The sequence below is a fragment of the Vibrio sp. genome (genome assembly GCF_048266485.1).
GTDB lineage: Bacteria > Pseudomonadota > Gammaproteobacteria > Enterobacterales > Vibrionaceae > Vibrio.
In genome coordinates this window covers 205,578-230,744 of the sequence record NZ_JBLWZK010000002.1, presented here as the reverse complement: position 1 = coordinate 230,744, position 25,167 = coordinate 205,578, and the positions used below count along the sequence as shown (strand labels likewise).

20 protein-coding genes and 9 tRNA genes are annotated in these 25,167 nt (G+C 43.1%); 11 read left to right on the top strand and 18 right to left on the bottom strand.

All coding sequences use genetic code 11. The features are described 5' to 3' along the window. Positions 1–15: 15 nt before the first annotated feature. Both ACN0T8_RS05730 and tsaE read right to left on the bottom strand, forming a co-directional pair. Positions 16–1,698: a LysM peptidoglycan-binding domain-containing protein gene (locus ACN0T8_RS05730; protein ID WP_417879682.1), complete on the bottom strand. Its 1,683-nt coding sequence runs from the start codon at positions 1,696–1,698 to the stop codon at positions 16–18. Between the two features lie 32 nt (positions 1,699–1,730). Next, positions 1,731–2,207: a tRNA (adenosine(37)-N6)-threonylcarbamoyltransferase complex ATPase subunit type 1 TsaE gene (gene tsaE, locus ACN0T8_RS05725; protein ID WP_417879681.1), complete on the bottom strand. Its 477-nt coding sequence runs from the start codon at positions 2,205–2,207 to the stop codon at positions 1,731–1,733. Positions 2,208–2,478: 271 nt separating this feature from the next. Here tsaE and queG point away from each other — a divergent pair, with 271 nt between their 5' ends. Beyond that, on the top strand, positions 2,479–3,609 hold the full coding sequence (gene queG / locus ACN0T8_RS05720; RefSeq protein WP_417879680.1) for a tRNA epoxyqueuosine(34) reductase QueG: 1,131 nt from the start codon (positions 2,479–2,481) through the stop codon (positions 3,607–3,609). A 609-nt stretch (positions 3,610–4,218) separates the two neighbouring features. Here the strand turns inward: queG and ACN0T8_RS05715 are convergent. The 10 genes from ACN0T8_RS05715 to orn form a co-directional block, all read right to left on the bottom strand. Further along, a tRNA-Gly gene (locus tag ACN0T8_RS05715) sits at positions 4,219–4,294 on the bottom strand. Positions 4,295–4,324: 30 nt separating this feature from the next. After that, positions 4,325–4,411 (bottom strand) — tRNA-Leu (locus ACN0T8_RS05710). A gap of 91 nt (positions 4,412–4,502) precedes the next feature. Beyond that, positions 4,503–4,578, bottom strand: a tRNA-Gly gene (locus ACN0T8_RS05705). A 30-nt stretch (positions 4,579–4,608) separates the two neighbouring features. Continuing rightward, positions 4,609–4,695: transfer RNA gene (locus tag ACN0T8_RS05700), tRNA-Leu, on the bottom strand. 91 nt (positions 4,696–4,786) lie between these two features. Then, positions 4,787–4,862, bottom strand: a tRNA-Gly gene (locus tag ACN0T8_RS05695). Between the two features lie 30 nt (positions 4,863–4,892). Then, positions 4,893–4,979 (bottom strand) — tRNA-Leu (locus tag ACN0T8_RS05690). A gap of 91 nt (positions 4,980–5,070) precedes the next feature. After that, positions 5,071–5,146: transfer RNA gene (locus tag ACN0T8_RS05685), tRNA-Gly, on the bottom strand. 30 nt (positions 5,147–5,176) lie between these two features. Beyond that, positions 5,177–5,263: transfer RNA gene (locus tag ACN0T8_RS05680), tRNA-Leu, on the bottom strand. Between the two features lie 91 nt (positions 5,264–5,354). Beyond that, positions 5,355–5,430, bottom strand: a tRNA-Gly gene (locus ACN0T8_RS05675). A 205-nt stretch (positions 5,431–5,635) separates the two neighbouring features. Beyond that, on the bottom strand, positions 5,636–6,190 hold the full coding sequence (gene orn, locus ACN0T8_RS05670) for an oligoribonuclease (RefSeq protein ID WP_417879679.1): 555 nt from the start codon (positions 6,188–6,190) through the stop codon (positions 5,636–5,638). Between the two features lie 109 nt (positions 6,191–6,299). Between orn and rsgA the strand changes: the two genes are divergently transcribed. The 3 genes from rsgA to ACN0T8_RS05655 all read left to right on the top strand — a co-directional run bounded on the left by rsgA (position 6,300) and on the right by ACN0T8_RS05655 (position 9,337). Further along, positions 6,300–7,352 carry a small ribosomal subunit biogenesis GTPase RsgA gene (gene rsgA, locus ACN0T8_RS05665; RefSeq protein WP_417879678.1) on the top strand — a complete coding sequence of 351 codons (1,053 nt, stop codon included), beginning with the start codon at positions 6,300–6,302 and terminating at the stop codon, positions 7,350–7,352. Positions 7,353–7,494: 142 nt separating this feature from the next. After that, complete coding sequence (gene asd / locus ACN0T8_RS05660) at positions 7,495–8,400, top strand: archaetidylserine decarboxylase (RefSeq protein ID WP_417879720.1); 906 nt, start codon at positions 7,495–7,497, stop codon at positions 8,398–8,400. A gap of 223 nt (positions 8,401–8,623) precedes the next feature. After that, positions 8,624–9,337: a glycerophosphodiester phosphodiesterase gene (locus ACN0T8_RS05655; protein ID WP_417879677.1), complete on the top strand. Its 714-nt coding sequence runs from the start codon at positions 8,624–8,626 to the stop codon at positions 9,335–9,337. A gap of 303 nt (positions 9,338–9,640) precedes the next feature. Here the strand turns inward: ACN0T8_RS05655 and epmA are convergent, their stop codons facing one another. After that, on the bottom strand, positions 9,641–10,609 hold the full coding sequence (gene epmA, locus ACN0T8_RS05650) for an elongation factor P--(R)-beta-lysine ligase (protein ID WP_417879676.1): 969 nt from the start codon (positions 10,607–10,609) through the stop codon (positions 9,641–9,643). A gap of 275 nt (positions 10,610–10,884) precedes the next feature. Between epmA and frdA the strand changes: the two genes are divergently transcribed. Genes frdA through frdD form a run of 4 tightly spaced genes read left to right on the top strand, consistent with a single transcriptional unit; the run spans position 10,885 to position 14,218 of the window. Then, positions 10,885–12,714, top strand: coding sequence for a fumarate reductase (quinol) flavoprotein subunit (gene frdA, locus ACN0T8_RS05645; RefSeq protein ID WP_417879675.1), 1,830 nt, complete (start codon positions 10,885–10,887; stop codon positions 12,712–12,714). Beyond that, complete coding sequence (locus tag ACN0T8_RS05640) at positions 12,714–13,460, top strand: succinate dehydrogenase/fumarate reductase iron-sulfur subunit (RefSeq protein ID WP_417879674.1); 747 nt, start codon at positions 12,714–12,716, stop codon at positions 13,458–13,460. The genes frdA and ACN0T8_RS05640 overlap by 1 nt, the downstream gene beginning before the upstream one ends. A gap of 1 nt (position 13,461) precedes the next feature. Continuing rightward, complete coding sequence (gene frdC / locus ACN0T8_RS05635) at positions 13,462–13,845, top strand: fumarate reductase subunit FrdC (protein ID WP_417879673.1); 384 nt, start codon at positions 13,462–13,464, stop codon at positions 13,843–13,845. 10 nt (positions 13,846–13,855) lie between these two features. Beyond that, a complete protein-coding gene (gene frdD, locus ACN0T8_RS05630; protein WP_417879672.1) occupies positions 13,856–14,218 on the top strand; it encodes a fumarate reductase subunit FrdD in 363 nt (120 codons plus the stop codon). Between the two features lie 473 nt (positions 14,219–14,691). Here the strand turns inward: frdD and efp are convergent, their stop codons facing one another. Continuing rightward, the gene (gene efp, locus ACN0T8_RS05625; RefSeq protein WP_417879671.1) at positions 14,692–15,258 is read right to left on the bottom strand and encodes an elongation factor P; all 567 of its coding nucleotides are present in this window, start codon (positions 15,256–15,258) and stop codon (positions 14,692–14,694) included. Positions 15,259–15,290: 32 nt separating this feature from the next. Here efp and epmB point away from each other — a divergent pair, with 32 nt between their 5' ends. Further along, positions 15,291–16,367 (top strand): EF-P beta-lysylation protein EpmB, encoded by a 1,077-nt coding sequence (epmB, locus tag ACN0T8_RS05620; protein ID WP_417879670.1) that lies wholly within the window; start codon positions 15,291–15,293, stop codon positions 16,365–16,367. A gap of 12 nt (positions 16,368–16,379) precedes the next feature. Next, entirely contained in the window at positions 16,380–17,321 is a 942-nt protein-coding gene (locus ACN0T8_RS05615; protein ID WP_417879669.1) for a LysR family transcriptional regulator, read from the top strand. Positions 17,322–17,596: 275 nt separating this feature from the next. Here ACN0T8_RS05615 and ACN0T8_RS05610 read toward each other — a convergent pair whose 3' ends face one another. The 4 genes from ACN0T8_RS05610 to ACN0T8_RS05595 form a co-directional block, all read right to left on the bottom strand. Then, complete coding sequence (locus ACN0T8_RS05610) at positions 17,597–18,583, bottom strand: MDR family oxidoreductase (protein ID WP_417879668.1); 987 nt, start codon at positions 18,581–18,583, stop codon at positions 17,597–17,599. Positions 18,584–18,912: 329 nt separating this feature from the next. Beyond that, entirely contained in the window at positions 18,913–20,379 is a 1,467-nt protein-coding gene (locus tag ACN0T8_RS05605) for an ATP-binding cassette domain-containing protein (RefSeq protein ID WP_417879719.1), read from the bottom strand. A 208-nt stretch (positions 20,380–20,587) separates the two neighbouring features. After that, a complete protein-coding gene (gene groL, locus ACN0T8_RS05600) occupies positions 20,588–22,234 on the bottom strand; it encodes a chaperonin GroEL (RefSeq protein ID WP_417879667.1) in 1,647 nt (548 codons plus the stop codon). A 61-nt stretch (positions 22,235–22,295) separates the two neighbouring features. Continuing rightward, on the bottom strand, positions 22,296–22,583 hold the full coding sequence (locus ACN0T8_RS05595; RefSeq protein WP_417879666.1) for a co-chaperone GroES: 288 nt from the start codon (positions 22,581–22,583) through the stop codon (positions 22,296–22,298). Positions 22,584–23,223: 640 nt separating this feature from the next. Between ACN0T8_RS05595 and ACN0T8_RS05590 the strand changes: the two genes are divergently transcribed. Then, positions 23,224–24,588, top strand: coding sequence for an MATE family efflux transporter (locus ACN0T8_RS05590; RefSeq protein WP_417879665.1), 1,365 nt, complete (start codon positions 23,224–23,226; stop codon positions 24,586–24,588). Positions 24,589–25,167 lie beyond the last annotated feature (579 nt).

Below are 25,167 nucleotides of genomic sequence, written 5' to 3'. Positions count from 1 at the left end.
AAATTAAGAGCAAGCTTAAGATTGAGGTATCGTCAGCTTCTGACCTACTGCTAGGCTGTCGGATCTCAAATCATTAGCTTTGCGAATATCAGAAATACTAACGCCATATTTGTCAGCGATCTTACCTAAAAAGTCGCCACTTCTTACTTGGTAGATCGTATTTTTCACAGGGACACTGATTTGTAATTTTTGGCCAATTTTTAAAGTATTGGATCGCAAGTTGTTCTGTTGCTTAATGCTATTCACCGATACTGAATATTGTTCCGCAATTTTACCTAGGTAATCACCACTTTTTACCACATGAGTCACGGTGGTATGACTAGTACGACGAGAAGCCGTTGAACCATTATTAGATGTGGCTCCTGATGAAGCAACTTTCAACTCTTGGCCAACAAATACCGTTGAACTTTTTAAGTTGTTCCACTTCATCAGGTTTGCTGTTGTGGTGCCATAATTATGGGCAATCACTGAAAGAGACTCACCACTTTTCACTTTATGTGTCGAACCTGATGATTGATTTACCACAATCATGCCTTCCGGTGGATTGGCTTTAAAATACTCAATAACCGCATTGGAAATTGCACCGGCTAATTTATTTTGGTGGTAATTTTGAACTAATAATTTCTCTTCCTGTGGATTAGACATAAAGCCCGTCTCAACTAATATTGATGGAATATCTGGAGACTTCAATACGGCAAGGCTAGCATAAACAGGCTTAGATGTGTGCATACGTGTCACTTGTCTTAATTCTTGGATCATTTTCAGTGCAAGTTTATTCCCTTCAGTTTGCGAATGACTAAACTGCAAATCTAATACTGTTTGGCTAACGTTTTTATCATTGCTGTTTTTAGACAGTAAAACACCACCACCACCTAAAAGCTCAGATTGTTCTTCTTTTTTTACTACCCAACGACCAATTTCAGTATTCGCACGACGAGTACTTAATACGAATACGGAAGCACCACGTGGCCCTGCCGACGTATAGCTATCAGCGTGAATCGAAACCAATAGTAGCGATTTATTTTTACGGGCAATTTCCGAACGCTTATTCAAGTTAACGTAATAATCACCAGTACGAGTTAAGATTGCATGAATATTGGATGTTGAATTCAGTTTAGCCACTACTTTTTTCGCAATCGCTAATGTGACATGCTTTTCATATTTACGAGTCGGCCCAATAGAGCCAGGATCTTCACCACCATGTCCAGGGTCAATCGCCACTACAATTTTAGAGGGTGGAATGGCGCGCGTTGTAACCGCTAGAGCGGATGTTTTTTGAGGGGTACTTTTCGCAGCAGTCGCATTTGATGATGTCGAAGCCGTTTCTTCATGCTTAAAGTCTACTACTAACCTATGCCCATATTGACCATCTGCCGTTGGTGCTAAAGTAAATATTTCTGGTTTTTGCGCTGATTTCAATTCAAACACTAAACGATAACTTGATGGCTCAGTTGGTGTACTATGACGAATTTTAGTTAATACCGGACTATCTTTAATCATAATCGGTAGCTTAGTTTTTAACTGTGTTTGTTTTAAATCCAGAACCAAACGATCTGGTCCACTTAAGGTAAAATAGCTAAATTTGGCTTCACTACCCATGTCCATCACCACACGAGTGTCATGAGGTGAAGGCCAAACTCGAATACTATTTAAAGAATTAGCATTGACACTCGCAATAGCACCAAGCCATAACATCATGAGCAGACACAACGCTCGAAAATAAGAATATTTCAACACAACTCCAACTTATTTACTAAAGATTGCCCATATTCATTATTTGCCGTGATAACAACCTGACGTTGCACATCGACGTAACGTAGTTCTATATCCAAATCTGCTAAAGGAAGCAAACCTTCACCTTTTTCAGGCCACTCCACCAAGCAAATCGCATCGGGGGTAAAGTAATCTCGGATCCCCATAAACTCGAGTTCTTCAGGATCCGCAAGACGATATAAATCAAAATGAAAAACTTGCCAATTATCTAACTGATACGGTTCAACCAAGGTATACGTTGGGCTCTTTACATTACCTTCATGGCCTAAAGCACGAATGAAGCCTCGGCTAAAGGTCGTTTTCCCAGCACCAAGATCACCATGCAAATAAATAGTGGTTTGCTGAGAGCATAACTTAGCTAGTTGTGTTCCAAACGCGATGGTCGCAGATTCATCACTTAACATAGCTTGTTTTCTCGTCTGCTTGGTCGTCATAAAGTGTCATCACCCGTATAATAAATGGCCTATTGGCAGCTTATAATTCCATCAATAAAAAATAGTAAACTGACTGAGTCAATAGTAGCAAGACTCAATTGGTCTATTATTCTATATATTGACGACAAATTCTAAACAAAGTGTCAAAAAGAAATAGAAACTTGGTCAAAATTACGTTACTTAGCAAATAGAGATCATCGTTGCTACTGAATCACACTCCTAACTCATGCTAGAATTCTAATATAAACCTTACTGAAATAGCCCATCTAACATGAACCATCAAGAACTTGCTAATAAAATCAAACAATGGGGTAAAGAACTCGGCTTTCAGCACGTCGGGATCACCGATGTTGACCTCTCGGAACATGAAGCCCAATTACAACGTTGGCTTGATGCCGGTTACCATGGTTCTATGGATTGGATGGCACGACACGGCATGATGCGAGCCCGCCCTCAAGAACTCCATCCAGGTACTATCCGTGTGATAAGCGTTCGTATGGACTACTTGCCTCCAGAAGCTCAATTTGCTTCAAACCTATCCGATCCTACTCAGGCTTATATTAGTCGTTATTCATTAGGTCGCGACTACCATAAACTCATCCGTAACCAATTAAAAAAGCTGGGACAGAAAATTGAAGAAGAAGTGGGAGAATTAGGTTATCGACCTTTTGTTGATTCTGCCCCCATTTTAGAACGCCCTTTAGCACAAAAGGCAGGATTAGGTTGGGCAGGAAAGCACTCTCTCATTCTTGACAAACAGGCTGGTTCTTGGTTTTTTCTTGGTGAACTATTAGTTGATATCCCTCTTCCTATTGATGAACCTCAGACAGATCAATGCGGCCAATGTAAAGCTTGTATGACATCTTGCCCTACAGGAGCAATTATCGAAGAAGGCATAATTGATGCTCGTCTATGTATCTCTTACCTCACCATTGAATTAGATGGTGTTATCCCGGAAGAACTTCGTTCTAAAATAGGCAATCGAATTTATGGTTGTGATGATTGTCAATTGGTCTGCCCGTGGAATCGAGCGGCAGACGTCACAAATGAAGCCAGTTTTCACCGACGTGACATATTCAATGATGCTGACCTTATCAAGTTATTCCAGTGGAACGAACTTCAATTCTTAAAAAATATGGAAGGCTCTGCTATTCGTCGTATTGGTCACATTCAGTGGTTACGTAATATTTCTATCGCCTTGGGCAATGCCCCTTATCAATCCACAATCCTAGAAGCATTAACCGCACGCCTAGGATTAGATGATAATTTGGATATTCATATTCAATGGGCGATAGAGCAGCAAAATAAAAAGAAGAATGATATTGATGCCAATACAGCACGAAATACTAAATTAGAAAGGCTAGTTAGAATTATAGGAAAAGGGTTACCAAGAGACGCTTAGTGATACTTATCCCAAAAAATATTAGAAATGTGGAAAAAGTGACAAAAGCGAGAGCGTGACAGGGCGTAACAAAAAGTTAAGCACATTCAAAAGAAATGATAAAGATCAAGTAAAAATCAAATAAAGATCCTTATCTCGCACTGTTCTTTCATACAGTAAAACCAAAATAACGAGAAAAAACAACGATTTACAGCATTGTCATTTAATTTGTGATTTCAGTCAACTTTAAATGATCCATTTAAAATGGATTTTATTACAACTAAAAAACAACTTACACACCAAGTTATCCACAAAAAAAACATGTGGATAAGTTTGTAGATAATTATCCATTTTTCTCAGAGAACGCCGATAATAATGCAAGAGGAGCATTGGAATCAAACGTACGAATTGAATTTGGAAATATAAACTGTAGCAATTAAAGAGCAGAAATCCAGAAAAACTGAATTTATTATTGAATAGTGATATCACTCACTGAATTACAAAGAATAAAAAACGATCCCTAAAGAGATCGTTTTTTTATATATTTTAAGGAAGCTAGGATGCTAGTCCTTAGGTTCTCAGTCTTCTCCCCTAGAAACTAAGGACTATAAACTAGAAACCTTATGTATTTGGAGCGACACACGAGGTTCGAACTCGTGACCTCAACCTTGGCAAGGTTGCGCTCTACCAGCTGAGCTAGTGTCGCATTTGCTACATAAATGTAGACTTTAATAGATGGTGCCCCGGGCCGGACTTGAACCGGCACAGCGCGAACGCCGAGGGATTTTAAATCCCTTGTGTCTACCAATTCCACCACCAGGGCACGCAATTCATTGCGATGCCGTGACTTATCAAAGATAATTGAAAAGTTAGAACACCATCTGAAACCGAACTTACATTCCATTTCATTAATTTGGAGCGACACACGAGGTTCGAACTCGTGACCTCAACCTTGGCAAGGTTGCGCTCTACCAGCTGAGCTAGTGTCGCATTTGCTACATAAATGTAGACTTTAATAGATGGTGCCCCGGGCCGGACTTGAACCGGCACAGCGCGAACGCCGAGGGATTTTAAATCCCTTGTGTCTACCAATTCCACCACCAGGGCACGCAATTCATTGCGATGCCGTGACTTATCAAAGATAATTGAAAAGTTAGAACACCATCTGAAACCGAACTTACATTCCATTTCATTAATTTGGAGCGACACACGAGGTTCGAACTCGTGACCTCAACCTTGGCAAGGTTGCGCTCTACCAGCTGAGCTAGTGTCGCATTTGCTACATAAATGTAGACTTTAATAGATGGTGCCCCGGGCCGGACTTGAACCGGCACAGCGCGAACGCCGAGGGATTTTAAATCCCTTGTGTCTACCAATTCCACCACCAGGGCACGCAATTCATTGCGATGCCGTGACTTATCAAAGATAATTGAAAAGTTAGAACACCATCTGAAACCGAACTTACATTCCATTTCATTAATTTGGAGCGACACACGAGGTTCGAACTCGTGACCTCAACCTTGGCAAGGTTGCGCTCTACCAGCTGAGCTAGTGTCGCATTTGCTACATAAATGTAGACTTTAATAGATGGTGCCCCGGGCCGGACTTGAACCGGCACAGCGCGAACGCCGAGGGATTTTAAATCCCTTGTGTCTACCAATTCCACCACCAGGGCACGCAATTCATTGCGATGCCGTGACTTATCAAAGATAATTGAAAAGTTAGAACACCATCTGAAACCGAACTTACATTCCATTTCATTAATTTGGAGCGACACACGAGGTTCGAACTCGTGACCTCAACCTTGGCAAGGTTGCGCTCTACCAGCTGAGCTAGTGTCGCTTTACATTTCTCGTGGTAATAAATTTAACACTTTGAGAATTGTCACCCTGAACGTCTTTCATTGTTCAGGGCTGCGAATTATAAGAGCATTTTTTTTTGATGCAAGTACTACTTCAAAAAAAAATGTAAATACCGATTCAATCGTTGAAAAATAACTCAACTTGCGGTTTATAGCCGCACTTTTATAGCAACCGACTGAGCATTATTAGATTTTAAACACACTTGAACGATAGTACTGCAATTCTGCGATCGATTCACGGATGTCATCAAGCGCTAAATGACTACCTGATTTTGAAAAACCATCAAGCACTTTTGGCTGCCAACGGCGGGTTAACTCTTTAATAGTGCTGACATCTACGTAGCGATAATGAAAATACTCTTCAAGTACTGGCATGTGCTTATATAAAAAACGACGATCTTGACCAATACTATTGCCGCAGATTGGTGACTTACCCTTTGGTACCCATTGTTCTAAGAAGGCAATAGTTTGAGCAACTGCATCATCTTCTGAAACCGTACTGTCTTGAACACGCTTCACTAAACCGCTATTGGTATGAGTATTCGTACACCAGTCATCCATCTTAGCCAGTTCAGATTCTGGCTGATGAATAGCAAGAACCGGCCCTTCGGCTAGAATATTCAATTCACTGTCAGTCACGATGGAAGCGATCTCAATGATTTTATGTGTTTCAGGATCAAGTCCTGTCATTTCTAAATCGACCCAAATTAAGTTTTGATCACTGAAAGACGCATTTGACATAGATCTTTGCCTTTTTTATCCAGAAAAGAGGTATCATACTCTGCTTATATAGAAAGCCAAACACACTGTGTGTGAATTTAGAGTATCCAATAGGGAATAAGTATAACCTGTGGCAAAAAAGAAAAAACTCACTAAAGGCCAAGTTCGCCGAGTTCGAACCAATCAAAAAAAACGTCTGACTCAAGAAGATTCCATTCAATGGGATGAAAACATGTTGGGCGATATGCAAAAAGGCTTAGTGATCTCTCGCTTTGGTCAACATGCCGATATTGAAGATCTTGAAACGGGCGATATTCAACGCTGTAATTTACGTCGAGGTATTGAAAGCCTAGTCTCTGGCGACCGCGTTATTTGGCGTCCAGGCCTTAAATCTATGGCGGGTATTTCTGGTGTAGTTGAAGCAGTTGAACCTCGAAGTTCAGTACTCATTCGCCCTGATTATTACGATGGCGTAAAGCCGGTAGCTTCCAATGTTAACCAAATGGTGATCGTATCGTCTGTTTTACCAGAGCTATCACTTAACATTATCGATCGTTATTTGATTGCAGCTGAAACACTCAAGATTGCACCACTCATCGTATTAAATAAAACCGACCTAATTCCTCAAGGTGAAGAACAACCGTATCACCAAGCGCTTAGTCACTATAAAAAAATTGGTTATGAGGTGTTATTTGTTAGCCGCGAAACCGAAGATGGCCTAGCCGAATTGCAAGAAGCCCTTAAAGATCGTTTAAGTATCTTTGTGGGTCAGTCTGGTGTAGGTAAATCAAGCTTAGTTAACGCCTTAATGCCGGAAGTAAAAGTACTTGAAGGCGACGTGTCTGAAAACTCAGGCCTAGGTCAACACACCACCACCACGGCTCGTTTATACCACTTCCCAAAAGGCGGCGATCTTATCGATTCTCCGGGAGTTCGTGAATTTGGCTTATGGCACTTAGAGCCTGAAGAAGTGACGCAAGCATTTGTTGAGTTTCGTCCCTATCTTGGTGGCTGTAAGTTCCGTGATTGTAAACACAATGACGATCCTGGTTGTTTACTACGCGAAGCGGTTGAGAAAGACGATATTCCGCGCGTTCGTTTTGAAAATTATCACCGCATCATTGAAAGCATGACAGAAAACAAAGCCAATCGACAGTTTTCTAAAAATAAGAAAGATTTATGATACCAATCGCAATAAGTAACTGCTTATCTTGATTGGTATAGCTTTAATTTTGAAAAGCTGACAACAGGGTTGCTTTTAAGTAAAATCGGCTACCCTTTTCGTAACTCAGACGAAATGTTCAACAAAAACGGATATTCACGTGATAGATAAAATGAAAGTGACTCTGCAATACTGGATCCCACAGCACGGTTTAACTCGCCTGATGGGTAAATTGGCCTCAGCCAAAATGGGCAGCCTCACTACCGCAGTTATTCGCTGGTTCATCAAGCAATATAACGTCAACATGGACGATGCGGTACATTCTGATCCGGCTTACTTCAATAGCTTTAACGAATTTTTTGTTCGTGAATTGAAAGAAGGCATTCGCCCAATTGCAGAAGGTAGCAGTGTGATCACTCACCCTGCCGATGCTCGCACGAGTCAGTTTGGTCCAATTGAAAATGGTCGCTTAATCCAAGCGAAAGGCCATGATTTTTCAGCTCAAGAGCTACTAGGTGGCGATGCAAAATTAGCGGAAGAATTTATCGATGGTGAATTCGCGACGTTATATTTATCACCAAGTGATTATCACCGTGTTCACATGCCTTGTGATGGCACACTACGTCAGATGATTTATGTTCCTGGTGATCTATTTTCAGTGAATCCACTGACAGCGGCGAATGTACCTAACCTATTTGCTCGAAATGAACGCGTCGTGTGTATTTTTGATACGAAATTCGGCCCAATGGCACAAGTACTTGTAGGGGCAACCATTGTGGGTAGTATCGAAGTTATCTGGGGTGGCACCATTACGCCACCAACCGGTTCATCGGTACATCGTTGGAACTATGAAACCACCGGTGATAAAGCGATCCACATCAAGAAAGGTGAAGAAATGGGTCGCTTTAAACTTGGCTCAACCGTGATTAACCTATTTGCAAAAGATCGAATCCGTTTTGATTCAACAATGGCAGAAGGTGAACAAACCGTACTTGGTACGCCTTACGCCCATGGTATCAATAATGATGCCGAAACGGCTAATGCTGAACCTCAAGCAGAGCAAAAGTAAGACCGAAAGCAAACTATCGAGGGCTGCCATGATTTGGCGGCCCTTTTTATGTGTTCAACTCTCTTAGTCAACGCCCACTAACTAAGCCCTTCTCAATTCCACAACTATACCCAAGTGACTCTAAGATGAAGCTTCCAAAACAAGCCTTATTCTTACTGAAACTTGCATCTTGAAGTTACTTGGGTATATAAACACTTAATCTTCGAGTTCAGGTTATTTAATTATGTTAATCATTGCTCACCGTGGCGCGCGATCTACCCATCCAGAAAACACTTTAACCGCGATACAAGCAGCAATCGATATGGGATGCAAAGCTATTGAAATAGATGTACATGAGCACGATGGGCAGTTTTGGGTCATTCACGACAAATGGCTGAACCGCACCACAGATCATGTAGGTAAACTCCATTGGATGAGTAGTGATAGGCTCAAAAAAGTCGTGGTCGAAAAAACCGAGCCCTTGCCGACTTTATTAGATGTACTAAAACTGGTTAACGGAAAATGTGCACTCAATATTGAACTAAAAGGGGTTCAACATCTCGAACTATTCTACTTTCATCTTCAATTTGCCATCGAACAATGTCAGTTCAACAATAATCAATTAATCATTTCATCGTTTAACCACAGTTGGCTACAGCAAATCAAACAAGAACAACCGCAATGGCTGATTGGTGCACTTACCGCGTCAAAAAGCACAGACAAGGCCAATTTTGCCAAAAATTTAAATGCCACTAGCTTAAATTTAGATATCGATGTGGTCGATGAAGATTACGTACAGCATGCAAAATCTCTAGGCTTAGCGGTTTATGTCTATACGGTTAATCGACCTGAAGATTGGCAATGGTTAGAGGAAATAGGAGTTGATGGTGTATTTTGTGATTGTCCTGCCGAAGCGATAAAACACTATCCTCAGACAGATGGATTTGCTTGGTATTGAAATGAGAGGACGCTTCGCTAGAGGCGCGGGGACGTTTCACTCGGGATCCGGCTTCTCGCGTCTCGAAGCGCAGCGCACCCAGCTCTCGTCACATCTTTTGGACGTCATCTTGGACAAGTAAGGGACGAACGCGATTCAGGATCTCCTAAAGCGCGTTGAGACGGATCTGATTTATTGTGTAAGTAACTTGTTGTTGGAGATCCCGCATCTTCTTCGCTTAGGCTCATGTGCGGGATGACATTTTTGGCTCTGCTTCTCGCGTCTCTAGCGTAGCGTCCTCGGCTCTCGGCTCCGCACTTCCCCTTAAGCTCTCGGAAATGGAAACGCCGTTACCTGATCGATATGATCCGCGCCGATCGCCAGCATGACTAAGCGATCAATCCCTAGCGCAACCCCTGCACACTGAGGTAACCCTGCTTCTAACGCGGCAATCAAATGGTGATCTATCGGCTGTGGTTGCAATCCCATTTCAACCCGTTGTTGATTATCTTGCTCAAAACGCGCTAACTGCTCCTTAGCATCATCCAGTTCATGAAAACCATTGGCCAGTTCAATGCCTTTAAAGTACACCTCAAAGCGATCGGCAACTCGTGGATCTTCTTGATTAATCTTAGCTAAGGCTGCTTGCGATGCTGGAAAGTCATAAACCATCACCGGAATTTTCTGGCCAATATGCGGTTCAATCCCAACGCTGAATAAAAGTTGCAATAATGTGTCACGATTGTCTTCGGGATCAGCAATATCAGCTAAGCCTAAGGTCACTGCCACTTCTTTTAGTTGACTCATGGTTGACTTTAACGGGCAAATATCGAGTACCTGCTGAAAAGCTTGTTGGTAAGTGATTTTTTCACATGATTCACAACCAAGCACCATTTGTAAAAGCATATCCATTTCCGCCATTAAGTCATGGTGATCAAAACCAACGCGATACCACTCCAACATAGTGAATTCAGGGTTGTGATAACGGCCATTTTCTTCATTACGAAATGCTTTATTAATTTGATAAATCGAACCACTACCAGCCGCTAATAATCGCTTCATATGAAACTCTGGACTGGTCATCAAAAATACATTTTTTCCAAACGCATATTCAGGTCCAATAAATTCAGTTTTAAAGGTATGAAGATGAACATCGGTAACCGTTGCGTGGCTCATGGCTGGTGTATCTACTTCCAGAACCTGTCGCTCGGTAAAAAACTGACGGATAGAAGTAATAATCGAAGCACGTTGCTTTAATTGAAAAATTGAACAGGAAGGCTGCCAAGTATGCATAAAAAACTCAAAACAAATGAAAGTGTACTCAGTTTAATTAAACTAATAATGATAACCAAGCCTTACCTTAAAACCTAAGCAACCTCTCACTATTAAAACAATCAATTAAACACTACTACTTTAGGGTAGCAAAGTGCCTATTTACCCTTGTCAGATCAATTTATTATTCATCATTATTGCCTACACTTATTACGCACAAAATTTATAACTACTATTTTTCCAATCGTGCTCGTGAAACAAAGCTCTTATGAGCACACCTACTCTGGAGGATAACTGTGAAAGTCATAACCACAGATATCGCAGTCATTGGCGCTGGTGGCGCTGGTTTACGTACTGCAATTGCGGCAGCAGAAGCAAACCCTGAACTTGAAATTGCATTGATTTCAAAAGTGTACCCTATGCGTTCACACACGGTTGCTGCCGAAGGCGGTTCAGCGGCAGTTATCAAGGAAGAAGACAGCTTAGATAATCACTTCAACGATACCGTTGGTGGTGGTGATTGGCTATGTGAACAGGATGTTGTTGAATACTTCGTAGCAAACTCAACCCGTGAAATGATCCAAATGGAACAATGGGGTTGTCCATGGAGCCGTAAAGAAAATGGTGATGTCAACGTTCGTCGTTTTGGGGGAATGAAAATCGAGCGTACCTGGTTTGCGGCCGATAAAACTGGCTTCCATATGCTACACACACTTTTCCAAACCTCTATTAAATATTCCAACATCAAACGCTTTGATGAGTACTTCGTAGTTGACCTCTTAGTTAATAACGAAGGGCTTGACGGCGAAGATGACGCAAAAGAAGTGCAAGGCATCGTAGCTATTCATATGTCTGAAGGTGAGCTTGTTGCAATCAAAGCAAAATCAGTGGTACTTGCTACTGGTGGTGCGGGCCGTGTTTACCACACCAACACCAATGGCGGTATCGTAACAGGTGATGGTATGGCAATGGCTTACCGCCACGGTGTACCTTTACGTGATATGGAATTTGTGCAATACCACCCAACTGGGCTACCAGGCACAGGCATCTTGATGACCGAAGGGTGTCGTGGTGAAGGCGGTATTATCATCAATAAAAATGGCTACCGTTACTTACAAGATTACGGTATGGGCCCTGAAACGCCAGTGGGTCAACCTAAGAACAAATACATGGAACTCGGTCCTCGTGACAAAGTTTCTCAGGCGTTCTGGCATGAACAACAAAAAGGCAACACCATCAAACACCCACTTGGTGATGTCGTCCATCTCGATCTCCGTCATCTAGGTGAAGCGTACCTACAAGAACGCCTACCTTTTATCTGTGAGCTAGCGAAAGCTTACGTCAACGTTGACCCAGCGAAAGAGCCAATTCCAATTCGTCCAACGGTTCACTACACCATGGGGGGGATTGAAACTAATGGTCAATGTGAAACTCGCATTAAAGGTCTATTCGCAGTAGGTGAATGTGCCTCTGTTGGCTTACACGGTGCAAACCGCTTAGGTTCAAACTCTCTGGCTGAATTTGTGGTATTTGGTCGCGTCGCAGGTGAACACGCCGCTGAACGCGCTAAAAAATTCAAAGGCTGGAATGAAGAGAACATCAAACGTCAAATCAGCGATGTAGAAGCTCGAATTCAAGCGATATTAGATAATGATGGCACTGAAAGCTGGTCTGATATTCGTACAGAAATGGGGCACACCATGGAAGCAGGTTGTGGTATCTACCGCAAAGAAGATTTGATGCAAGCAACCATCGATAAGCTCACTGAGCTGAAAGAACGCTACAAGAAAGTGGGCATTAAAGATAAAGGCAAAGTATTCAACACGGATCTACTTTACGCTATCGAAGTGGGCTACGGCTTAGAAGTGGCAGAAGCGATGGCACAATCAGCCATTCGTCGTAAAGAATCTCGCGGCGCACACCAACGTTTAGACGAAGGTTGCACCAGTCGTGACGATGAGAACTTCTTGAAGCATACGCTCTCTTTCTACCAAAAAGATGCTGCTCCTGTGATCGACTATAGTTCAGTGAAGATCACTAAGTCTCAACCGAAAGCTCGCTTATACGGTGCTGCAGCAGAAGAAGCGGCAGCCAAAGAAGCCGCAGAAGCGAAGGAGGCAAAATAATGTCTGCAACTGCAACTCGTATCCAGAAAGTAAATATTTTACGTTATAACCCAGAAACCGATAACGAACCACATTTACAAACGTTCGACGTACCTTGTGATGACACCACATCCATCCTAGATGCGATTGGTTATATCAAAGATCACCTAGACAAAGATCTGTCTTATCGTTGGTCTTGTCGTATGGCGATCTGTGGTTCATGCGGCATCATGGTGGATAGCGTACCTATGCTCGCCTGTAAAAGCTTTATGCGTGATTACCCAAATGGCGTGACCATCGAGCCTCTTGCTAACTTCCCTATCGAGAAAGATCTTATCGTTGATATGACGCCTTTCATCGAACGTTTAGAAGCGATCAAGCCATACATCATTGGTAATGACCGTAAACCAGAAGACGGTGCCAACAAACAAACGCCAGCACAAATGGCGAAATACAAACAATTCGCTGGCTGTATCAACTGTGGTCTTTGCTACGCGGCGTGTCCTCAATTTGGTTTAAACCCTGAGTTCATCGGCCCTGCTGCATTAACATTGGCTCACCGTTACAACTTAGATACTCGTGACAATGGTAAAGCAGAACGTATGAAGCTTATCAACAGTGACAATGGCGCTTGGGGGTGTACTTTTGTCGGTTACTGCTCAAAAGTATGTCCAAAACACGTCGACCCTGCTGCAGCGGTAAACCAAGGGAAAGTGGAATCTTCAATGGATTTCGTGATCTCTATGTTCAAATCTGAGGAGATCTAGAATGAGCAATCGTAAGCCTTACGTTCGTCCTATGAATCGTACTTGGTGGAGCAAGCATCCGTTCTACCGTTTTTACATGGTTCGTGAAGCAACGGTACTGCCGTTAATTCTATTTACCTTGTTCATGCTTTGCGGTCTAGCAAGCTTAGTGAAAGGCCCTATGGCTTGGGTAGAGTGGCAACACTTTATGCAAAACCCACTAGTGATCGCGATTAACATCGTGGCATTAGTCGGTAGTTTATTCCATGCGGCAACTTTCTTTAGCATGATGCCACAAGTGATGCCTATCCGTTTAGGTGGCAAATTAGTAGAGCCGAAAATGATTATTGCCACACAATGGGGTGCAGTTGCTGTGATCTCACTGATTGTATTGGCATTGGTGTAGGAGAGAAGACATGATTAATCCAAACCCAAGACGTTCTGATGAGCCAATCTGGTGGTCACTATTTGGTGCTGGCGGTACTTGGTTTGCCATGATCACACCAGTAACGATTTTAGTACTGGGTATCTTGATGCCACTAGGTATGTTTGATTCGAGCACTTTTAATTTTGTGCGCGCCCATGCCTTTGCAAGTAGCATTATTGGTGGTCTATTTATTGTCGCCTCAATTGCACTACCAATGTGGCATGCAATGCACCGTGTTCATCACGGCATGCACGACCTAAAATTCCATACAGGGATCCTAGGTAAAATTGGTTGTTACGCAGCCGCCGCCATTGTCTCTGTTCTCGCGATTGCTTATATTTTCTTACTATAAGAAAGCTTCGTAACAAAATGAAAAGCCGGCATTTTTGCTGGCTTTTTTTGTTTTAGGAATAAGATCTCGATACTCGTGGCTCGGGCGCTTTGCTTCTCGTAACTCGAAAAAACAGTCGTCATCTTTGAGGAGCCTAGGCGACATCGAGGATCTATACACAGCACGTGCTAAGTAGATTCCCGCTCTCGCCTTAGGCTCGGCAGGAATGACGGGATTTTGTTACCTGTTCGGTGTTTCAAATCGCCTGCAAAAAAGATACCTAAAGTTAGCTCGTCATCCTGAAAAGCGACGAAGGAGCGCAGTTCAGGATGACATCATTTTATTTCGTTTCTCGTTAATAGTGACTAATAACTTTATTCCCTTATTCCCTTATTCCCTTAAACAAAAAACGGGCCGCTGAAAATTCAGCGGCCCGTTTGCCATTCTTCGAGCTACGAGCAGCGAAGCGCCCTAGCTACGAGAAACGTAAAATATTACTTCACACGACCAACATATTCGCCAGTACGCGTGTCCACTTTCACTACTTCACCAATCGCGATAAATAGTGGTACGCGAACGACTGCGCCAGTACTCAATGTGGCAGGCTTACCGCCCGTACCTTGAGTGTCGCCTTTAAGGCCAGGATCAGTTTCTGTTACTTCAAGCTCAACAAAGTTTGGCGGAGTCACAGAGATAGGGGTATCATTCCACAACGTTAGAGTACAAACGTCATTTTCAACTAACCATTTAGCCATATCGCCGACTGCTTTCACGTCTGCTGCAATTTGCTCAAAGGTTTCGTTGTTCATGAAATGGTAGAATTCACCATCGTTATATAGATAACCTAGTTCTACATCAACTACGTCAGCCAGTTCAAAGCTTTCACCTGACTTGAACGTTTTCTCTAACGTTTTTCCAGACAAAAGTTTGCGAAGCTTAACGCGGTTAAACGCTTGCCCTTTACCAGGCTTAACGTATTCATTTTCGATGATTGAGCAAGGCTCATTATCCAACATGAATTTTAAACCGCCTTTGAATTCATTGGTGCTAACTGTCGCCATGATTTCCTCTATTATTCTTCGAGTTCAATTTAATGCCCGATATGATAACCCGAAAAGTCATTTCTGTTGAGCAAAAGTGGTGTAAAACCTCGACAAATGCCCGACAAAATGATCCAACTCGACAAAATTCTTGGTTAACCGAATTAGCACAAGCAATTTCCGATCCCATACAATTGCTTGAGTTATTGGAAATCGATCCTACACCGTGGTTATCGGGGATGAAAGCACGTCAGCTATTTGCCCAACGCGTCCCTAGAAGTTTTGTCGATAGAATGGAAAAAGGCAATCCACACGATCCTTTATTACGCCAAGTATTGCCTTTAAATGAAGAATTTGAAGTGCATGATGGATACTCAACCGATCCACTAGATGAGCAAGACAACGTGCTGCCCGGCTTATTACATAAGTACCGCAGTCGAGTACTGATGATCGTAAAAGGTGGTTGCGCAATTAACTGCCGCTACTGTTTCCGTCGCCACTTTCCCTACCAAGACAACAAAGGCAATAAAACCACTTGGCAACAAAGCCTAGACTACATTGCTTCGCATCCTGAACTCGATGAAGTGATTTTGTCAGGCGGCGATCCATTAATGGCTAAAGACAGTGAATTACAGTGGCTTATCGAAAATATCGCTCAAGTCGAACACATCAAAACGCTACGAATTCATAGCCGTTTACCGGTAGTGATCCCATCGCGCATTACCGATGACTTATGCCAACTCCTCCAACACACTCGCTTAAATGTCGTGATGGTGACGCATATTAATCACGCTAATGAAATAGATGATGAACTAAATGCCAGTTTAAACAAGCTACGCCAAGTTGGTGTGCACTTACTTAACCAGAGTGTGTTATTAAAAGGGATTAATGATTCGGTCGAGGCTCAAGCTGCATTAAGCCACGCTTTATTTCATGCGGGTGTTCTACCTTATTACTTACACTTGCTAGATAAAGTACAAGGCGCGGCTCACTTTTATGTGTCAGATGAGAAAGCGAGACAAATTATGTCGGAATTGCTCAAACAGGTATCAGGCTACCTAGTTCCTAAACTGGCACGAGAAGTGGGTGGTGAGGCGAGTAAAACCCCCATCGACCTTCGTTTATCTTAATAAGGCTGCACTATGGAATTGGAAGATATTTATCGTCGCGATCTTAATTTGCTTATTGCCTTACAAGTATTAATTGAAGAAGGCTCGGTGAGTAAAGCAGCACAGCGCCTTAATCTTAGTCAATCTGCCATGAGCCGAGTTTTAGGTCGCTTGCGAGTACTACTCGACGATCCTTTATTTACTCGTCAAGGACAACACCTTATTCCCACTCAAAAAGCTTTGGATTTTAATCAATCGCTTACTCAACCACTTGAGAATATCCGCGATATCTTATCCCCTCAAGAATTTGAGCCCAAAGCGTGCCGCCAAAAATTCACCATCGCGACTACTGATTATGCAATGCAAACCATTCTACCCTTTGCTTTGCCGCGTATTTATCAAGAAGCACCTAACCTACAACTTGAACTCGTTCCGCTGCAACATAATAACCTCATCCATCAGTTAACGGCCCAAGGTGCCGATATCGCAATCTGCCGCCCAACCTATTCTGTTGCGCCACTGCACAGTGATATTCTCGGCAAAGTCAGCGTCTTTTGCCTATTGTCGAATAACCATCCACTAGCCAATGTTGAACTGACATTGGATGATTATCTAAATAGCCGACATGCGATGATTGCGATCAGTGATGGGGTTAAAGCTCTAATAGATGAAGCACTTTCTGACTACCCTAGCCCTAATTGGGTTCTACGCTCTTATCATTTAGAAGCGGCATTAGCGGTGATGGATACTTTACCTTTAATTGTCACCGTGCCCGCCGATCTCGCCTACCTAGTGGCAAAGCGTTACAACCTAGTGATTAAGCAACTACCTTTTAATTTAACCCCATTCGATTACTCGTTAATTTGGCATTCTCGTTGTGATCATGCCGCCTCACAACAGTGGCTTAGAGGAGTGTTAAAACAAGAGTGTGGTAAGTTAATCGCTGAAAGGGTTAAGGTGATGGGGATAGAATAAAGGGGTTAAAGGTTTCTGGTTTCTGGTTTCTGGTTTCTGGTTTCTGGTTTCTGGTTTCTGGTTTCTGGTTTCTGGTTTCTGGTTTCTAGGAAAAGAGTATCGAGTCTCGTGGCTCGGGCGCTTTGCTGCTCGTGACTCGAAAAGAAAAAAGCCAAGCAGCGACTCATGTCAAAGCACTGCAAGGCTTTATAATCAATTAAATACATTACTATTTTACTTTTCTCATTACTCAAAAAACCAAAATCGAGTAACAAGAAACGAACAAGCGTAGCGTTCTAGCCTCGGACGTTAACCACAACACGACCAGTCACTTGACCATTAGTAATGTCTTCTGCGTATTGTGGTACTTCTTCTAACGTAATTTCTGAGCAGGCTTGATCAAAGTAACTTGCTGGCAGAATCTCAACCAATTTATTCCACGCGGCAATACGTTTTTCTGCTGGGCAATTGACCGAATCGATACCTTGTAGACGCACATTGCGTAAGATGAAAGGCATCACCGTTGTTGGTAGATCAAAACCAGCTGCTAGGCCACATGCCGCCACGGTAGAATCGTAATCCATCTGAGCCAACACTTTAGCGAGCACTTTACTACCCGCAGTATCAATCGCTCCCACCCACACTTGTTTTTCAAGCGGACGAGCTGGTTCTTCAAATTCTGAACGGTCAATAATACGAGAGGCACCACGCGCTTCAAGCCAAGGGCCGTTGGTTTCTACACGTCCAGTTACTGCCGCGACTTTATAACCAAGTTGGCTTAATAAAGTGACAGAAACTGAACCTACGCCACCACTTGCGCCGGTTACTAGGATCTCACCATCTTCTGGTTTTACACCCGAATCTAAAATGGCTTGTACACATAGCATGGCAGTGAAACCAGCAGTACCGATCATCATGGCTTGTTTAGGATCAAAACCTTGCGGTAATGGCACTAACCAATCGGCTTTTAAGCGTGCTTTTTCAGCCATGCCGCCCCAATGGTTTTCACCAACGCCCCAACCCGTTAGAACGACTTTATCACCTTCAGAGTAACGATCATTTTGAGACGCTAAAACCGTACCGGCAAAATCAATGCCAGGTACCATTGGGAAGTTACGAATGATTTTGCCTTTACCTGTTACGGCTAGGCCATCTTTGTAGTTAATTGAAGAGTAATCAACCGCTACCAGTACTTCACCTTCCGGCAATTGGCTTTCATCGAGTGTTTCAATGTTCGCGATTGTACGTTTGTCTTCTTGATTAAGAACTAAAGCTTTAAACATAACATCTCCAACGTGTGAGTTAGCAATTCGATTTATGCTCAAGTAATTGGAATTGCAGTGAGGAGCAAGTGAATGAGGCCCCATGAGCATAGCTCGCCTATAACTTTTTTATAACGAAATAGGAGGACGAATGAACGCCGTCAACAAAACTGCAGTTTCAAGTACGAAGAGTTGAATATACTGAAAGTATAAGTAATTAACCTTATTAAAAACAGTGATAACAACGCATACAGATCATGCACAAAACACATGTATTTATCATTAGTAAATGTGTTTTTGGCATTTAATTTAGATATAGTCAAGTAATCGACTAGGAAGAAAAAGTGTGATTACACTGGTTTAATTTCAACTTGGTATCCCATATCTGAACTCCCAACAAAGTCCACATAGTTACGGATCGCCGGCAATGCATCATCGCTATGATGAGAAACATACAGAATCTGACTCAAATTCTCTTCAGCAATCATATTGAGAGTATTCATCACCAACTTACGATTAATAAAATCTAACCCTTGATAAGGTTCATCAAGAATCAATAACACAGGTTGCTTAATCAAGGCACGTCCAATTAATAACAACCTCTGTTGGCCATAATCGAGTTGTTTAAAGCCGGTTCTCTCAAATGAATCCATATGTAGAATCGCCAGCCAATCTTTAGCTAAATCCATCTGCTTTTTACTTGGTTTTTGATAGAGGCCTATCGAATCAAAGAAACCGGAAAGCAAGACTTCTATGGCGCTGCAATTGACCCGATACTGTAAATGTAAAGCGGATGACACGATGCCGATTTGCTCTTTTACCTGCCAAATCGTTTCGCCACTGCCGCGAGGTTTACCAAATAAGGTTATATCATTGCTATAGCACTGTGGATGGTCGCCAAGAATCAAACCAAGCAAGGTACTTTTACCACAGCCATTCGGACCACGTACTTGCCAATGTTCACCGTTATTAATTCGCCAATTCACCTCTTTGAAGATTAAACCATCGGTATATTCGACTTTGCCATTTTTAAGCTCCACTAGAGGATCGGGATATTTGGCTTGATAACGCTGCTGCTTAATTAGTTCAAGTACTTGCTGACTACGTTGCTGCGAGAGAGCATTGAGCTGAGCCATGACTGGATGGTCATGCCATTCACTGATAGTCATAGGATCGCTTAGACGATGAATGATATTACTCGCGTTATCGACTTCGACATTAAACATCGCCACATGAGTAATACAGCCTGGTAATTCATCTTCACGGGAAGTAATGATAAGCAATTGGATTGATGTCGAAAGGGTTTGTAGTAATTGGGATAATTGCTGTTGATGGTCAATATCAAGTCCAGCGTAAGGCTCATCAAGTACTAATAATTCAGGCTCAATTGCCAGCGCTCGGGCCAACATAACTCGACGGGTTTCGCCAGTCGAAAGCTGACGAAAACCGCGCTGACGTAGATGAACCAGATCAGTTAACACTAACAAGCTCTCTAGTTGTTCAGAATTGCAGCACGCTTCCGAAACCAATGATTCGACACTCGAACCGAAATCCAAACGGTCCATAAAATCCGTGTCATCATCTGCTAATTCTTTTTCAAGCAACTGCTGTTGAAGATACAAAGAAACCCAGCCAACTTTATTAGGTCGACCTTCAATCTCTGCTTGTTCTAGTTTGAGATCATCGACTAACAAACGACCAAGCAAGGAGCCGGCATGGCTATAGGTTGAAAATATCCCCCAATGCTGACCTGTTTCCATCGTCCAATCATCAATTCGCAACCCATAACAATTATCAATAAGGTTTTTTATCTGCATCGCCAAAATAATTTCATCCCTATAAACACACACCAACACAGTAGCTACAAACAAAAAATTAACATAAAAAACAGACAAAATCGCAGAAGACCTAAAATAATGCTTAAAAACGATAATAAAAAAGGCTCACAACCTAAGCTGTGAGCCTTAATATGCTTCTCTATATATGTTTAGCTATGAGAGATTTAGATAGCAAGTAATCCGCAGATTACATCATGCCACCCATACCGCCCATTCCACCCATACCGCCCATATCAGGCATTGCAGGAGCAGAATCTTGTGGCTTGTCTGTTACCATCGCTTCTGTTGTGATCATAAGACCCGCAACCGATGCAGCGAATTGAAGAGCTGAACGGGTAACTTTAGTTGGATCTAGGATACCCATTGCGATCATGTCGCCGTATTCGCCTGTAGCCGCGTTGTAACCGTAGTTACCTTCACCAGCGCGAACATTGTTAGCAACCACTGATTCTTCATCACCAGCATTCTTAGTAATTTGACGAATTGGTGATTCCATAGCGCGAAGTGCAACGCGGATACCCACGTTTTGCTCTTCATTGTCACCTTCAAGGCCAACCACTTTAGAAGCAGCGCGAATCAATGCAACACCACCACCGGCAACAATACCTTCTTCAACCGCAGCGCGAGTGGCGTGAAGTGCATCTTCAACACGGTCTTTCTTCTCTTTCATTTCTACTTCAGTTGCTGCGCCAACTTTAATGACAGCAACGCCGCCAGCCAATTTCGCTACACGCTCTTGAAGTTTTTCTTTGTCGTAGTCAGACGTTGCATCTTCGATTTGTTGACGAATTTGTGCAACACGACCTTGAATCGTTTCTTCTTCACCAGAACCATCGATGATAGTGGTGTTTTCTTTAGTGATCGTCACACGCTTCGCTTGACCTAGATCTTCAAGTGTCGCTTTTTCTAACTCAAGACCGATTTCTTCAGAGATAACCGTACCCGCTGTTAGAACTGCGATATCTTGTAGCATCGCTTTACGACGGTCACCGAAGCCAGGAGCTTTCACTGCAGCCACTTTCACGATACCGCGCATATTGTTCACAACGAGAGTCGCTAGTGCTTCACCTTCTAGATCTTCTGCGATGATCAATAATGGGCGAGACGCTTTTGCAACCGCTTCTAGTGTTGGAAGCAATTCACGGATATTTGAAACTTTCTTATCAACCAAAAGGATGAATGGATTGTCTAGATCCACACTACCTGCTTCTTGGTTGTTGATGAAGTAAGGCGATAGGTAACCGCGGTCAAACTGCATACCTTCTACTACGTCTAGCTCATCTTGTAGCGCTTGACCTTCTTCAACAGTGATAACACCATCACGGCCTACTTTTTCCATCGCTTCAGCAATGATTTTACCCACTGAGCTATCAGAGTTTGCAGAGATAGTCGCCACTTGTTCGATTTCAGTGCTGTTTGAGCAATCTTTAGAAAGCCCTTTAAGCTCTTCAACGGCTGCTGTTACTGCTTTATCGATACCACGTTTTAGATCCATTGGGTTCATACCCGCAGCAACCGCTTTCAGACCTTCAGTGATAATAGATTGTGCAAGAACCGTTGCCGTAGTGGTACCGTCACCGGCTACATCATTTGCTTGAGAAGCGACTTGCTTCACCATTTGTGCGCCCATGTTTTGGAATTTGTCTTCCAATTCAATTTCACGAGCCACAGACACACCATCTTTAGTGATCGTCGGTGCGCCATAAGATTTGTCGAGTACGACGTTACGACCTTTAGGGCCTAATGTTACTTTTACTGCGTCCGCTAAGATGTTCACACCTTCAAGCATTTTTACGCGAGCATCATTACCAAATTTTACGTCTTTTGCAGCCATGTTCTTATTCCTTATAAAATCTATTGAATGCGTTTGGTTTTGAATTCAGAAGTTATTTGTCTTAGTCAATAATGGCTAAAATAGCATTTTCAGACATAACTAATACTTCTTTACCATCGATTTTTTCAGAGGTTACATAGCCTTCTGCAAAGATCACCGTATCACCCACTTTTACGTCAAGTGCTTGAACTGTGCCATTTTCTAAAATACGACCTTTGCCGACAGCTAGAACTTTGCCGCGTGTTGATTTTTCCGCAGCTGAACCAGTTAATACGATGCCACCAGCAGACTTTGATTCTACTTCTTGGCGCTCAACGATAACTCGGTCATGTAAAGGACGAATGTTCATCTGTGCATCTCTCCTGATTAGATGTTCATAGAAAAGTTAAAGACACCGATCTATTTGTATCGGTCTGCTTGAATATGTTGGGGGGCCAACAGCAAAACCCAAGGGGTGAGGCGAAAAAAATTGTGATGGGGATCAGAATAAAGAAAGTTATGAGTAGAGTATTCGTCTCTTGTATATCGGGCGCTTCGCTGATCGTGGCTCGAATAGAAGTAAAAGTCCCTAGTTTCTAGTTCCTGGTTCCTAGGAAGAGCAAACAGCGATCGCTTTACTTTTATACGCCACACGAAATCTGCAATAAAAACGTCATTCCTGCCGAGCCTTAGCGAGAGCGGGAATCTAATCACAACACGCAGTAAATTATTACTAACTGAACGATTCGACACGCTTTTAGTCGATCCCCTATCTTCTTCGCTTTGGCTCATGTAGGGGATGACGGCATATTTAAACTTCGGCTCATACCTTACGCTTTTCCTAATCACGAGCAGCCAAGCGACCGAGCTACGAGAAACGAAACAAATGAACACGCTACTTCTCCTCGGCTCCCGAGTGAAACGTCCTCGACTCCCGGATATCGCTTTACCCTAGTCACAAGTACCAAAAAGCCTTATCCTAAGCTCTTCATCACCAGCGAATCATTTCCATGCAAGATAAACACGGCTTATTGACTGGCCCAATTCCCCAAGTATTACAAACCATGACCTTACCTATGGTGGTTGGGTTATTGGCGATCTTAACTTTTAACCTAGTCGATACCTTTTTTATCTCACTGCTTGGTACTCACGCGCTTGCCGCGATCAGCTTTACTTTCCCTGTCACTTTTGGGGTGAGTTGTATTACATTAGGCATTGGCATGGGTTTATCTGCTAATGTTGGACGCTTGCTTGGTCAAGGTGATACTCGTAATGCTGCGCGCTTTTCCACTCATGGCCTTATTCTCGCCGTTTTATTAGTGACACTCGCCTCTACGTTCGGGTTACTGACCATCGAGCCACTATTTCGCATGCTAGGTGCAACCGACGATTTACTGCCCCTTATCAAGCAATACATGCAAATTTGGTATGCCACCATTCCGCTCTTAGTGATCCCTATGGCTGGAAACAGTGTCATTCGCGCCACGGGAGACACCAAAACCCCCGCTAAAATCATGATGACGGCAGGGCTAATTAATGGAATGTTGGATCCGCTGTTAATCTTTGGCTACGGGCCGTTTCCTGAACTGAGCATTCAAGGTGCCGCCATTGCCAGTGCCATCAGTTGGTTTGGGGCATTATGTGCCGCGTTATATGTGTTGATTAAACGAGAAAAATTACTGGCCCCACCACAATTAAAGCGAGTGTGGCAAGATTGGGGTCAGATCTTAAAAATTGGCACTCCAGCGGCATTGTCCAGCGCCATGAACCCACTTTGCGGTGCCATTTTAATGATAATGCTAGCCAGTTTTGGTACCGAAGCCGTCGCCGCTTATGGTGCAGCACAACGGGTTGAATCACTGATGATCCTCGTGCTGATGTCGCTCGGGTCAGTACTCACTCCTTTTATTGCACAGAATATCGGTGCCAATCAACCAGAGCGCAGCTTCAGCGCCTTATTTTTAACCATGCGGTTTACGGTGATATTTCAATTAGGCTTGTTTGTCTTAATGGTGCCATTAAGTATGCCAATTGCCGCCATGTTTAGCCAAGAACAAGCAGTACAAGACTTGCTATGGCATTTTCTCATTGTGGTGCCAATCAGTTACGGCTTTCAAGGCATTGTGATGATGTTAGTCAGTTGCTTGAACGCCATGCATTTGCCGGTTAAAGCCTTTATGTGGAACTTTGCACGTTTGTTTATTTTTACCTTGCCGTGCGCTTGGGTTGGCAGCCAAATGAATGGCGTGGAAGGCCTGTTTATTGGTATTGCTGTAGGAAATGTGATTGGTGGGATGATGGCGTATGGGTATGCGGTGAAGATGAGAAAAGAATGTTATGAGACGCCAGAGTACTGTAAAAATAGTGATGAGTAACGAGAACACTTTGCTGCAAGTAAAAGCTTTTCTACGCGCTGTAAAAAACCGTTACGAGATCCGAATGCGAAAAAAATAAACTCCGTCATCCTGAATAGTGAGGCACGAACGTAGTTCAGGATCTCCTACCACACGTTACTCACCAACAGAATAATTCAATATCAACACGCTGTGGGAGATCCTGAACGGCGCTCCTACGTCGCTTTTCAGGATGACGTGTCTACTTTTGGACTATCTTTACTTTTACACTCAACACAAATATCAAAAAGTCCCTCATTCCAGCCGAGCCCCATCCGTCATTCAGGCCAAGCCTAAGCGAGAGCCGGAATCTACTCACCACGCGCTGAATATAGATCCCTGATGTCGCTTAGGCTCCTCAGGGATGACGGCTTAATTGGCTGCCTCGCAACAAAAAACGTCATTCCAGCCGAACCCCATCCGTCATTCCGGTCGAACCCCTATCCGTCATTCCGGCCGAGCCTAAGCGAGAGCCGGAATCTACTCACCACGTGCTGGACATAGATCCCTGATGTCGCTTAGGCTCCTCAGGGATGACGGCTTAATAGGCTGCCTCGCAAC